Annotated in this window: 11 protein-coding genes and 1 tRNA gene; 10 read left to right on the top strand and 2 right to left on the bottom strand. The window is 47.4% G+C overall.

All coding sequences use genetic code 11. From position 1 onward, the window contains the following. Positions 1-463: 463 nt before the first annotated feature. Positions 464-1477: a porin gene (locus tag HLG76_RS08105; protein ID WP_077669353.1), complete on the top strand. Its 1014-nt coding sequence runs from the start codon at positions 464-466 to the stop codon at positions 1475-1477. Positions 1478-1548: 71 nt separating this feature from the next. After that, the gene (locus tag HLG76_RS08100) at positions 1549-2367 is read left to right on the top strand and encodes a hypothetical protein (protein WP_175993440.1); all 819 of its coding nucleotides are present in this window, start codon (positions 1549-1551) and stop codon (positions 2365-2367) included. Here HLG76_RS08100 and HLG76_RS08095 read toward each other — a convergent pair. Next, entirely contained in the window at positions 2364-3788 is a 1425-nt protein-coding gene (locus tag HLG76_RS08095; RefSeq protein ID WP_175993439.1) for a PLP-dependent aminotransferase family protein, read from the bottom strand. The two genes, HLG76_RS08100 and HLG76_RS08095, sit on opposite strands and share 4 nt — an antisense overlap. 150 nt (positions 3789-3938) lie before the next feature. On the opposite strand from HLG76_RS08095, the gene HLG76_RS08090 reads away from it, so the two are divergent. The 8 genes from HLG76_RS08090 to HLG76_RS08055 all read left to right on the top strand — a co-directional run bounded on the left by HLG76_RS08090 (position 3939) and on the right by HLG76_RS08055 (position 11778). Next, positions 3939-5303 carry a cytochrome ubiquinol oxidase subunit I gene (locus tag HLG76_RS08090; protein WP_175993438.1) on the top strand — a complete coding sequence of 455 codons (1365 nt, stop codon included), beginning with the start codon at positions 3939-3941 and terminating at the stop codon, positions 5301-5303. A gap of 9 nt (positions 5304-5312) precedes the next feature. After that, on the top strand, positions 5313-6314 hold the full coding sequence (gene cydB, locus HLG76_RS08085) for a cytochrome d ubiquinol oxidase subunit II (protein WP_175993437.1): 1002 nt from the start codon (positions 5313-5315) through the stop codon (positions 6312-6314). Then, positions 6314-6448, top strand: a complete 135-nt coding sequence (locus tag HLG76_RS08080; protein WP_077669357.1) for a DUF2474 domain-containing protein — start codon at positions 6314-6316, stop codon at positions 6446-6448. Before cydB ends, HLG76_RS08080 begins: the two co-directional genes overlap by 1 nt. A 240-nt stretch (positions 6449-6688) precedes the next feature. Continuing rightward, a complete protein-coding gene (locus tag HLG76_RS08075) occupies positions 6689-7216 on the top strand; it encodes a GrpB family protein (protein WP_175993436.1) in 528 nt (175 codons plus the stop codon). Between the two features lie 108 nt (positions 7217-7324). Continuing rightward, positions 7325-7411: transfer RNA gene (locus tag HLG76_RS08070), tRNA-Leu, on the top strand. Between the two features lie 312 nt (positions 7412-7723). Beyond that, a complete protein-coding gene (locus tag HLG76_RS08065) occupies positions 7724-9673 on the top strand; it encodes a methyl-accepting chemotaxis protein (protein WP_077774661.1) in 1950 nt (649 codons plus the stop codon). An 86-nt stretch (positions 9674-9759) separates the two neighbouring features. Continuing rightward, positions 9760-10638 carry a LysR family transcriptional regulator gene (locus HLG76_RS08060; RefSeq protein ID WP_021023944.1) on the top strand — a complete coding sequence of 293 codons (879 nt, stop codon included), beginning with the start codon at positions 9760-9762 and terminating at the stop codon, positions 10636-10638. A gap of 213 nt (positions 10639-10851) precedes the next feature. Next, positions 10852-11778: a YeiH family protein gene (locus HLG76_RS08055; protein WP_175993435.1), complete on the top strand. Its 927-nt coding sequence runs from the start codon at positions 10852-10854 to the stop codon at positions 11776-11778. A 21-nt stretch (positions 11779-11799) separates the two neighbouring features. Here the strand turns inward: HLG76_RS08055 and HLG76_RS08050 are convergent, their stop codons facing one another. Continuing rightward, positions 11800-11946, bottom strand: coding sequence for a hypothetical protein (locus HLG76_RS08050; RefSeq protein WP_021023946.1), 147 nt, complete (start codon positions 11944-11946; stop codon positions 11800-11802). Between the last annotated feature and the right edge of the window lie 152 nt (positions 11947-12098).

Here is a 12098-nt window from a genome sequence, read left to right as displayed (position 1 = left end):
GCGTTGAACATGTATGCAATCTTGTTAATTTCCACAATAAAAAAAGAAAGGGGTTTTTTACGATTTTAACGTAGCGTTATAGGGGTTTATTGAATAAGAGAGGCTGTTTTATATGCCTATGGGAATAAAGATGGTTACGCTTGTTTTAAGGTGTCTTTGTGAGACATAAAATAAAAAATACAATATTCAAATACTTATGTTTTTAGTGTTGCATTTCAATGTCAGATCTATGTCATAAAAATGCCTAAAATATGCTCACCGTCATATTATTCGCATTAAAAATTAAGTCGTGATTGATATTTTTCTCTGCGTATTTAGTCTGGAGATGTGGTTACACGAAATGTGTAAGCAGCGGGGTGAAAACATGACATGAATGTTTGTGTTTTCGAATCGGTTTTGCACTCGATAAAACTTAATAACCCAACGGGGCAAGACCTCATCTTGCAGGCAGCAGGAGTATTTCATGAACAAAGTTTTTAAACACACACTTTTGGGCACACTGGTCGCTATTGGTTCAACAGGCGCGATAGCAGCTGATCATGACAATGTGGTTGGCGTGTTGAGTGATTATAATGTTGATATCTATGGTGTTGCTGCAATTTCCGCATTTTATCAAGAGGATAACAACGGTTACGATTACGAGAATGAGTCTCGAATTGGATTCCGGGCGGGAAAAGACTTCAATGAAGATGTTTATATCTTTATGCAAATTGAGTCAGGTTATGTGGGTGAAGATGGTACAGGCTCGACACTTGGCGGACGTGATACCTTTATCGGTATGAAAGGCGACTGGGGTCAGGTGCGCTTTGGTCGAATGCTTACGCCTTTGTATGAAGTGGTGGACTGGCCCTATTCAAACCCAGGGTTAGGCCGTGTCTTCGACTGGGGTGCGGACACTAAGTCGCATTATGATCGTAAAGGCGATATCGCACGCTATGACTCACCAGACTTCGATGGTTTTAGTTTCGATGTGTCTGTTGGACGTGGCGATAAAGATGTCAACGGCTCAAACCATTTTGGCGCTGCGGCACACTATACTGTGGCAGAGGCCTTTACGTTGCACGGCGGTTACGAATACAACTCCAACTACTCTGATGACATTGATACTCAAGCCTATTTAGCCGGGGTTGAGATCCCACTTCCTGGCGGATTTAAGGTGTCTGCAGCCTATAAATACAATGATGGTGTATACAAGACAGATGGTGTCAACAAAGATACTGAGGCAGAACAAGAACAAGTGTCAGTAGTCGGTGAATACTGGAGTGGTCCATGGGGCTATCGTCTTGGTTATGCAGCGAATGGTGACTCCGATCTTGATAACAACGCGAATGTTGATGACAGCGAATCAGTGATTGCGGGTCAATTAATGTATTCTCATAACGGTTTTTTACCGTATTTACGCGTTGGTCAACATGATGCCTATAACGCCGACGAGAAAAGTGCCTTTGCCCGTGTTGGGATTGAATACAACTTTTAGTCTACAGCTTTGCCTTTCTATTTTTCGCCGGCCAGGAAGGCCGGTTTTTTTGCTTCCAATAAGGGTGGTTTATGAACACTTATTTACGTCTGATTACTGCTTCTAGTTGTTTATTGATGGTTGGTTGCGCGAGCTACGATTCGTCTAGTGAGTTTGACGATGTGGTGAAATCAATCAAAGAGCGGCACCACTATGTACAAATCGCAACAAAATCGATCACGCCAGATACACAAGCGTTGGTAGGTGCCGATATTGTTAAAGCAGCGTCCCATTATGTGGGTAATTACGCTACCGGCGATGTGGATAAAGCTGAACTAGCTTCTTCGAAACTCATCACAGAAGTATCTTTTTTTAAAAATTATCAAGAGTTTAATTCGGTAACGATCAACGGAGAAGCCATTCAACTAGAAAATATGCGTGTAACATCAGAGTCTTGCACCGAACATTGTGTAACCACGCAATATGTCGCGTTCCCATTGTCTCCCGAAACCGTGGCGAACTGGCCTGAGTCAAACGTACGCTTTATCTTTAACAGTTCAGGCGGTGGTAATCGTGTGCAGTTTTCTATCCCTAAAGCGTATTTTACCGCCGCGAATCAAGAAGCGGCGCGGGTAGTGGGAAAAAGGATTAATCCGTCCTTGGTTGCTAGTGGTGCTGAAACGAGCGAAAAAGTGGCACAGAAGCCTGAAGCGATGATTGATTATTGGTATCAAAAAGCCAATGAATCTGACCGTAACGCATTTGCCGATTGGGCGTTTGCTAATCGTGATGGTAGTGGCACACTGCCAACCACCCAGAGTCAGCCTTTGCAGATGATGGGGTATTGGTATCAACAAGCGACACCCACTTCACGCAAAGCGATCCTCACTTGGTTGCTTAACCAGTCTTAGTTTTTCATCAAACCTTGAATGTGCTGTGCAATCAAATCGCATAAGGTTGCCAGCGCATTTTGATGAGCATGATCGAGCGGGTAAGACGCATTGAGCCGAAAGCAATGCGCAAACTGTGCGTGCGTGGCAAACATATTACCCGGTGCGATACTGATATGATGTTTGAGCGCAAGGTGGTACAGCGCGGTGGTATTACTGCCTTTGGGCAATGCAATCCATAAAAAGTATCCGCCTTGACTGTTGACTACCTCAACATCTCGGGGCAAGTGGTCAATAAGAAATTGATATGTCGCTTTTTTTCGCTTGGCGAGTGTGCGGCGCAGTTGCTTTAAGTGGTGCTCGTAGTTTCGGTTGTGTAAGTAGTGCGCGACGGCAAGCTGAATCGGGACGCTGGTGGTCACTGTGCTCATCAGTTGGAGCTTTTGTAGCTTCTGGGCTTGATCTCCTGCCGCAACCCAGCCGAGGCGGAAGGCATCGACCAGCGTTTTTGAAAACGATGAGCAGTGCAAGACATGGCCACTGTTATCGAATGCTTTGGTGGGCAGTGGTTTGTGCTCACCCTCGTAGAGCTCGCCATATACATCATCTTCGATTAAGTAAACCTGATAGCGTTTAACTAGATCGGCTAGACGCGCTTTCTTCTCGTTTGACAGCGAATAACCCAACGGGTTTTGATGATTGCTCATTAACCAGCAAGCGCGAATCGGGTGAGTTTGCAAGACGCGTTCTAAGGCATCAAGGTCAATGCCTTCGGTGGGATGCGTTCTGATCGCCATCGCTTTCAGCCCCCTATTTTCAAGTGCTTGTAACGCGCCGTAAAACGCGGGGCTTTCTACCGCGACCCAGTCACCAGGCTGAGTGACCGCGCGTAAGCTAAGGTTGAGTGCATCTAGCCCGCCGGCGGTAATCACTATCTCATCGGGAGAGACTTGCATCCCCTGTGCCGCATAGCGCTGGGCAATCAGGTGGCGCAGTTGAGCATTGCCCGGAGGGAGATTATCGACCACGCTGTGAATGGACATAAAGCGTACCGCGGTGGTGAGCGAACGGTTTACTTGGTGGCGGGGAGCAAGCAGGGGATCGACATACGCATGCCCATAGCTTGCCATGCCGGGGGAGCGGCTGGCTTGCAACACATCGAAAATGTAGTCATTAATATCCACCGATTCAGTAGGATGGATGGCACTGTCTGACCTATTCTGGGTAAGCTCGGCATGGGGGGCGACGCGGTAGCCTGAGCGGGACTGAGAAACAATCCAACCTTGGCTTTCTAGCAGTTGATAGGCTTGTAGCACTGTCATCATACTCAAACCTGAATAAGCGGCCTGTTTTCTAAGAGAGGGGAGCTTTTCTCCAACGTGCCAAATGCCGGTCTGAATTTGTTGTTTTATCTGTTCACTAAGCTGTTGATACTTAGACATGTTTTCACCATAGGGACGACTGACTTACTGAGACTATAACACTGCATAAAGTAGACTGTTATAGTTTAATCTGATTCGTCTGTATATGGGCACATTGATCGTGGGCTTCTACCATGCGCGTTAGTCTAATCACTAAAGTGGACTTCACGTATGTTTGGTCTTGATGCATTTATGTTGGCCCGTATTCAATTTGCGTTTACGGTTTCTTTTCACATTATTTTCCCCGCGATTACCATTGGTCTCGCCTGCTATCTCGCGGTGCTCGAGGGGTTGTGGCTTAAAACGCGCGAGCGTGAGTATAAAACGCTTTACCTTTTCTGGTCGAAAATCTTCGCAATAAATTTCGGGATGGGCGTGGTGTCTGGGTTGGTCATGGCGTACCAATTTGGCACGAACTGGAGTGGCTTCTCGGAATTTGCGGGCAGCATCACCGGCCCACTGCTGACCTATGAGGTGCTAACCGCCTTCTTTCTTGAAGCTGGCTTTCTAGGGGTCATGCTTTTCGGTTGGCAGCGTGTCGGTGATCGTTTGCACTTTTTTGCGACCTCTATGGTGGCGCTGGGCACCGTGATCTCCGCCTTTTGGATTTTGGCCTCCAACAGTTGGATGCATACCCCGCAAGGACATGAAGTGGTTAATGGCCAAGTTGTCCCTGTGGACTGGTTCTCGGTGGTGTTTAATCCTTCTTTCCCTTATCGCTTGGCGCACATGGTGGTGGCCGCGTTTTTATCCAGTGCGTTATTTGTTGGCGCGTCGGCGGCGTGGCACCTGCTCAAAGGGCAGCGCAGCCCAGCCGTGAAGCGGATGTTTTCGATGTCGATGTGGATGCTGTTATTCACCGCGCCCATTCAAGCCTTTATCGGAGATTTACACGGCTTGAATACCTTGGAATATCAGCCCGCTAAGATTGCAGCGATGGAAGGGCATTGGGACAACAGTCATGGAGAACCCACGCCTCTCATTTTGTTTGGCCTGCCGGATATGGAAGATGAAACCACCCACTATAAAGTGGAAATCCCCTATCTGGGCAGTCTGATCTTACAGCATAGTTTGACCGAGCAAATTCCTGCGCTAAAAGAATTTCTTACTGAAGACCGGCCTAACTCCCCGGTAGTTTTCTGGGCTTTTCGCCTGATGGTGGGTTTAGGGCTATTGATGATCACGCTTGGCATATTAGGGGCGTGGCAGCGCTATAAAGGACACCTGTTTGAACATCAGGGATTGCTTCGTTTCGCGTTCTATATGGGGCCAGCAGGCCTAATCGCCATTCTTTCCGGCTGGGTGACCACCGAGGTCGGACGCCAACCTTGGGTTGTGCATGGTCTGCTACGCACCCAGGATGCGGTCTCTGCGCACGGTGATTTGCATATGAGTATCAGCTTGATCAGCTTCTTTGTTGTGTATGGCTTAGTCTTTGGGTTGGGGTATATCTATATGATCCATCAAATTAAATTAGGCCCGGATCAACATGATGACACGCCCCATGAACCGTTAACTGTCTCTGGCCGTGTGTAAGGGGGAAACATGGATTTAGCAATGATTTGGTTTGGCATTATCGTGTTTGCTACCTTGATGTACATCGTGATGGACGGGTTTGATCTGGGTATCGGGATTCTGATGCCGTTTGTCAGTTATCGAGAAGAGCGCGACTTGATGGTGAATAGTGTAGCACCCGTGTGGGATGGTAATGAAACCTGGCTGGTTCTGGGAGGCGCCGCACTATTTGGTGCCTTCCCGTTGGCGTATGCGGTCATTGTTGACGCATTGACGATTCCGCTGACCTTGATGCTGGTGGCGCTCATTTTTCGCGGCGTGGCGTTTGAGTTCCGTTTCAAGGCATTACCTGGGCATCATGGCTTTTGGGATACCGCCTTTATGGCTGGGTCTATTTTTGCCACCTTCTTTCAAGGGGTAACCGTTGGTGCTGTGATTGAAGGCTTTCCCGTTGAAGGGCGCGCCTTTGCCGGCGGCGGACTCGATTGGCTGGCTCCGTTTCCGATTTTCTGTGGTGTTGGGTTAGTCATTGCTTATGGCCTATTGGGTGCCACTTGGCTCATCATGAAAACTGAACACCAACTACAACTGCGTATGTATCATCTGAGCCGTCGATTAGTGGCGCTGATGGCATTATGCATCGCGATAGTAAGTGTTTGGACACCGTTGGCGTATCCGGGGATTGCAGACCGTTGGTTTAGTATGCCGAACCTTTTTGCGCTCTCACCGGTTCCTCTTTTTACCGCTTTTTGTTTGTTGCGGTTATGGCGTGCGCGTCCTGAGCATGCCCATCACCGTCCTTTTTTAATGGCGTTGTGTATTACTTTACTCGGATTTATTGGCCTAGGAATTAGCATTTGGCCGCACATTATTCCACCCAGCATTACGATCTGGCAGGCAGCCTCACCACAACAAAGCTTGCAGTTTATGCTAGTCGGCGCGGTGTTTATCATCCCTGTTATTTTGATGTACACCTACTGGAGTTACCGCGTATTTAGCGGCAAAGTGAATCCCGATGAGGCTTATCACTAATGGCTGACACCACAAAACCCACTTGGCAGCGATGGCTTTGGTTGGTCGGCATCTGGGTAGCAAGCGTAGCTGCGCTCGGAGCTGTTTCTTGGTTATTTAGGGTCTTGATGCAAGCGGCAGGATTCCAAAGCTAACGGCTCAAGGGAACTACCATGCAGCGAACCAGGGTGTTCTGCACCTTATAAACAGCACTAGACAGCAACCAAGATGGTTCTAATTCGCCCTAGGCTGAAGGTACATATGGCACAGTGGGATGATTTGTGTGTACGAATGCCGATGGTACTATACGCGAGTAGCTTGGCACAGTGACTCGTGAGGCTCCGGTGCCAAGTTACAAGCGTTCATCGGCTTTTCTTTCTTCGCTAAGGTACATTATGATCACACTCGAGCCTTACCAATTAATCGACGCCAACTTCTTCCCATGGAGATCAATCTACTTGGACGTGGCCCAAGCGCTCTCTACCCATATTTCTACATCTCGCATTGATGTGCTGCATTTTGGTTCAACGTCTGCCAAAGTTGGCGGTAAAGGGATCATTGATTTATCGATTCTGTATTATCCGGGAGAGCGCGAGAACGCTGTGGATCACCTCTACGCGTTAGGCTTCCAAGATCAGCACAGTGATCAGCCTTTTCCAGCGCACCGTCCTCGTAAAGATGCGTCAGTGACTTATCAAGGTGAACGCTTTTTGATACATGCACATGTGATTGAAAAAGACAGTGAAGAGTATCATCGCCAACTCGCGTACAAGCAACACTTGCTCGACAACCCAGATGTCCGGATTAAGTACGAAAACACCAAACATGCAATACTAGCCCAAGGAGTGCGCGATCAAGATGTTTATGTGAAGCATAAAGCACCCTATGTCAAAGATGTATTGGCTAAGTTAAACGTAAAGTGAGTGAAATTTAACCGGCTTGGGTGAATTGTCTACACTTGACACGGCACAAGAAAAAAAAGATTGATTTATATTGGCAAATCATTAAATTAGACCGCGTCTATGAGGTGCGCCCCGGTGGTGGAATTGGTAGACACAAGGGATTTAAAATCCCTCGACGTTCGCGTTGTGCCGGTTCAAGTCCGGCCCGGGGCACCATAGCACTCATAGCCTGTGACATCATCATGTCACATCCCTTCCAAGTTCCATTTCTTTTTTATCGAAGCACTCATTCATATTAAGCAACAAATCAGCTGTATTGCCATGATGTTGTTAGGCCATTAATTGTGCTTCTTATTCGCTTTTATCGTTCCTTATTGCTCCATTTTCTCCCATAAACTAGTCAAAAAGAAGCCTCATACGCTCATTAAGCGATATATTCTATTTTTTCTATCATAATCGGCACCGCTGTCTAGATTGCTGACTAATATTGATATGTTGGTTAGTAGTGATAATAAAAAGGGACAGTGTATGCGTTGGCAAACTCTTTCAATCAGAAAGCGGATTTATATCGTTCTCTCAACCATTTTAGTGCTCAGCACGCTGATTGCGATGGTGCAACAAGCGATGTTATCAGCAAACAAACAGCTTGATGATTTAAAAAATATCATTCTGCCTAGTCAGTTACGTGGGTTGGCATTTGAGATCAGTAATGAACTGCAGCCAGCAATTACGGGCTCTAACTTTCTTGCTCACCATTCGGGGCTAATCGATTGGGTGGATAATGGCGGAGACTTATCTAATCTCGCGCCAATTCATCAGGCACTTTCCAACGCAAAAACGCGTCTTGGTGCAGATAATGCGTTTGCGACGATAGACACAGAGCAAGGCAAGTATATTTTTACCTATGATGGTGAGCATCGGAGCAGCTCGATGCAGACCTACCCTTATCGTGATTTCTACCCCAATTTTTTGAATAAAAATCAACCTTATGAGCTGAACATGAATCGCGATGTGAATAACAGCGAGTATGTGATTTTTATTAATTATCGGAGTGTCCCTGTCAACGCTGCTACCGGTCAGCCTTATGTGGTGGCGGGTGTCGGCTTTAATGTCAGCAGTTTGGTTAATCTCGTGCAGGGTTTTCGCATTGGAGAGCAAGGGCGTGCGATGTTAGCCGCGCGCGACGGCAGCGTAGAGGTGGCACCAACGGACTCCGCACTGAATGCAGACAACGCCAATCGCTTTCAGCAAGCGGTGACGAAAGGAGCCAATAAACCGGTTATTAGCGAAGTAACTATTGATGATAAAGCATTTTTTGTTGGATCTTACTGGCTAGCAGACTTAGATCGCTTTGTGGTGGTTGAAATCCCTAAAGCACAAATAACGGAACCCATCTTGAATCAGTTTATCCAGTCTTTGTTAGTAACCTTGGTGTTTATTGCCATTGCGTTGCTTGTCACGCACTGGGTGATCAGTAATTTGACCCAACCGATCAAGCAACTCTCAACTGAAGTCGATGAAATTGCCAATAAACTCGATTTGGGTCATCAGATATCAGTAAAAGATCAAGCCGAAGTCGGACGTCTTGCCAATAAAATTAACGGTCTATTAGCGCGTATTCGTGACGCATTGCAGGCAGTGAACCATACCGTTGACGAGTCGCAATCCGCATTTGGGGTACTAAAACAACAAGCCCACGAAGTGAATCAGGCAGGGATGGTGCAGCAACAATCGCTGCAAACTATCTCTGCGGCCAGCCAAGATATTACTGAAATTACCACTGAGGTGACGGATTCGGCAAATCACGCCGGCGAGCTGTCCCAAGCTGGGAATGCGGCGCTTAAAGAGGCCTTAAGTGGTATGCATACCAGTTTGCGGCATATTGAGCAACTGGGTGAAAACATGACCTCGAGCCAAACTAGCTTGGATGAGCTCAATCACCATATTGAGAATATTCTTCGAGTGCTTGAAGTGATTAGTGCCATTTCCGAACAAACCAATTTACTGGCACTTAACGCGGCGATAGAAGCCGCACGCGCGGGGGAACATGGCCGCGGCTTTGCGGTGGTTGCTGATGAAGTGCGCTCGCTGTCACAACGTACCGGTGAGTCGACCAGTGAGATCCAAGAAATCATCAATCAGCTTCGTGCTGCATCCGACAATGTAACCGGACAAATTAATCAAGTGAGCCAAGATAGTCAGAATAGTCTTGATACTCACCAAAAAGCGGTTGCGAATATGGACACCTTGGATAGCAACCTACAAAAATTATTTGAGCACAATGCGCGGATCGCTGATGGTGCTAATCGACAAAGCAGCGCCGTGAATGAGATTAATCAAAGTATTGAAGAGTTAGCGCAGCAGGGAAGTCGCACCCAAGAGGTATTTGAACAAAGTGAACAAGCAGTGACCAGCTTTGATCAACGCATGAAGGAGTTAACCAAAAAAGTCAGTGCTTTTAATGGGTTGAGCAAGTAACTATACGAGGTGTCACACACAAATGCTAACGCCTTTATTGCTTGTGTCTTTGCCGTGCTCCGGTAGGATAGCGCGAGGAGGGCGGCATGAATCTAACCCAAATTGATGCGTTTTGTGCAGTGGCAGACACCGGATCAGTGTCTGAAGCAGCACGTCAACTGGATGTGAATCGCTCACGTTTAAGTATGGCGATTAAAGCGCTAGAACAATCACTTAACGCCGAATTGTTCTATCGCACCGGTAACCGTCTAACACTGTCGGAAATCGGCAAAGCTGTGTACAAAGATTTCGAGAGCATATCGGTCACGGCGGCGCGTATTCGCCGTACTTGCGAGCAAGCGAACGCGGGATTTAATGCCGAAGTATGGATCGCGCGTGATGATGCCATTCCCGATCAACTTTGGCAGGATTGGGCCCATCAGCTTAACAAGCGCTTTACCGCGACCTCCTTTAACCTTGTGCTGGCCTCGAGCGGTGATTTGGCCAACTTGGTTGAAACCCAACAAGTCGACTTTGCGTTTGGGGTCGATTACGAGCGTATTGACGACCCACGTATCAACTACCAACCGCTGGGTAAAATTCGCATGATGTCTGTATGTAACAGTGAGCATCCGTTGAGTCGACTACGTCGGGTCAGTGATGATCAACTACGTAACGCCATGCAAGCGGTAATGGTCTACCTCAACGAAAAAGACAATCCCGAGCTTCAACCCTTCTCACGCCGCTATATTGGCTTTTCTAGCTTTGAATATATGCTCAATACCATTTTGCAAGAAGAGGCATGGGGCGTGCTACCTGAGCCGCTGATCCGCAAACACCTCCGCGAGCAGCGCTTGGCTGTGATCAAGCATACTTACGGCCTCACGCAAGAAGATTATTGCCTGTTTACGGCGTCTGGTATGGCCGAACACCCTGGGATCCAATGGCTGAACGATAGCATTACTAACTATTTGTTTGATTTCTAGATCTTGTTTAATTTCTAAATCGTCTATTAAAAGTGATTTATATCATTGTCTTAGGCTGCTTTTTCGGGCGTTTTTAACTGACTCGAAAAAGTTTAAGATTTTCTGATCGCACACATAGCGCTAGAATGCTTGCACTTGATTTCATCAACCCGGCTGATTGTCATCGAGCCTACTTATTTTCATCTAGCCCACTTATTGTCATCGAGCCTAATTATGACTGCCTATCTTCGTTATCTGCCTTTTTCTCTCGCGGTCCTCGCGTGCTTAACCCCCTGGGTCACTTCGCCCATCGCTTTAGTACTCGGTTTTTTACTTACGTCTTTGGGCGGGGTACCCAGCGGATTACCGCTCACTAAGATCACTAAAAAGCTCCTCGCGTACTCTATCGTTGGACTGGGGTTTGGTATTCCTTTGCAAGAGGCGTTGGCGGTTACCGGCGACGGGATAGGGCTGATTATTGCCACCATTACGGGCACTCTGGTGTTTGGCACGATACTGGCCAAGCTGATCGGGTTGGATCGAAAAACGGGTCATTTAATTGCCTCGGGAACAGCTATTTGTGGCGGCAGTGCCATCGCGGCCGTCTCGCCCGCCATCAATGCCGATGATGAACAAATTGGCCTCGCGCTGGGCACCGTGTTTGTACTGAACTCGCTAGCCCTGTTTGTATTTCCGATGATTGGGCATGCGTTAGGGCTTGATCAGCATACCTTTGGGACTTGGGCGGCGATCGCGATTCACGATACATCATCGGTGGTGGGGGCGGCGTCTGCCTATGGTGAGCAAGCATTAACCACCGCCACGACACTCAAGCTTGCACGTGCGTTATGGATTGTGCCTGTCGCCTTTGTCAGTGCACTGATGTTTCGTAGTCACGCCAAAAAAATCACTATTCCATTTTTTATTGTCTTTTATTGCTTAGCTATCGGCATCAGTGATGTGTTTGTGCAAGCACAACCGATTTACGATGTGATTTTCGCGGTGGCTAAGCAAGTGTTGGTGGTGTGCTTGTTCTTGATAGGCTGCAGTATCTCTATTGCCCAGCTACGTGCCGCAGGCCCCAAGCCCCTGTTTTTTGGCATTGCGCTATGGGTGATTATCTCTTGCTCGTCGCTTGCTTGGCTGCTCTTTGTTGCTTAGTTGTCCGGTTTTGCTTCAGGATCACTCGTGCGGTGTGTCCTGAGGCAAACGGAGTACCGCGACCAATAAAAAAGCACTGAGTGCCGCAGCAAACTGCCACCATCCCGTGCTGGTCACTGCGAGAAAAAGCTGCAAGGTAATGGCAGCAAGCAAAATACCTTTCCTCATCTTCTTAGTCCATAAAGAATCTAAATGTGCGCTTAGTATGCGCAATAGTTATATAAGAGCAAAATGCGATTTTGCGCTATCTCATAACTAAAATGTGTTTAGGACACTGAGTGTCAAAAATACTGACAGTTGATTTTTGTTATAAATTATTG

Origin of the sequence: Salinivibrio sp. EAGSL (genome assembly GCF_013366455.1) — a bacterium.
In the GTDB taxonomy this organism is placed as follows: Bacteria; Pseudomonadota; Gammaproteobacteria; order Enterobacterales; family Vibrionaceae; genus Salinivibrio; species Salinivibrio costicola.
Note: the sequence above shows the minus strand (reverse complement) of the source record. Positions and strands in the feature narration are given on the sequence as shown.

Bases quoted from the DNA above. Each gene is read 5' to 3' on its own strand.
- HLG76_RS08105 (WP_077669353.1), top strand. From the start codon at position 464: ATGAACAAAGTTTTTAAACACACACTTTTGGGCACACTGGTCGCTATT.
- HLG76_RS08100 (WP_175993440.1), top strand. From the start codon at position 1,549: ATGAACACTTATTTACGTCTGATTACTGCTTCTAGTTGTTTATTGATG.
- HLG76_RS08095 (WP_175993439.1), bottom strand. From the start codon at position 3,788: ATGTCTAAGTATCAACAGCTTAGTGAACAGATAAAACAACAAATTCAG.
- HLG76_RS08090 (WP_175993438.1), top strand. From the start codon at position 3,939: ATGTTTGGTCTTGATGCATTTATGTTGGCCCGTATTCAATTTGCGTTT.
- cydB (WP_175993437.1), top strand. From the start codon at position 5,313: ATGGATTTAGCAATGATTTGGTTTGGCATTATCGTGTTTGCTACCTTG.
- HLG76_RS08080 (WP_077669357.1), top strand. From the start codon at position 6,314: ATGGCTGACACCACAAAACCCACTTGGCAGCGATGGCTTTGGTTGGTC.
- HLG76_RS08075 (WP_175993436.1), top strand. From the start codon at position 6,689: ATGATCACACTCGAGCCTTACCAATTAATCGACGCCAACTTCTTCCCA.
- HLG76_RS08065 (WP_077774661.1), top strand. From the start codon at position 7,724: ATGCGTTGGCAAACTCTTTCAATCAGAAAGCGGATTTATATCGTTCTC.
- HLG76_RS08060 (WP_021023944.1), top strand. From the start codon at position 9,760: ATGAATCTAACCCAAATTGATGCGTTTTGTGCAGTGGCAGACACCGGA.
- HLG76_RS08055 (WP_175993435.1), top strand. From the start codon at position 10,852: ATGACTGCCTATCTTCGTTATCTGCCTTTTTCTCTCGCGGTCCTCGCG.
- HLG76_RS08050 (WP_021023946.1), bottom strand. From the start codon at position 11,946: ATGAGGAAAGGTATTTTGCTTGCTGCCATTACCTTGCAGCTTTTTCTC.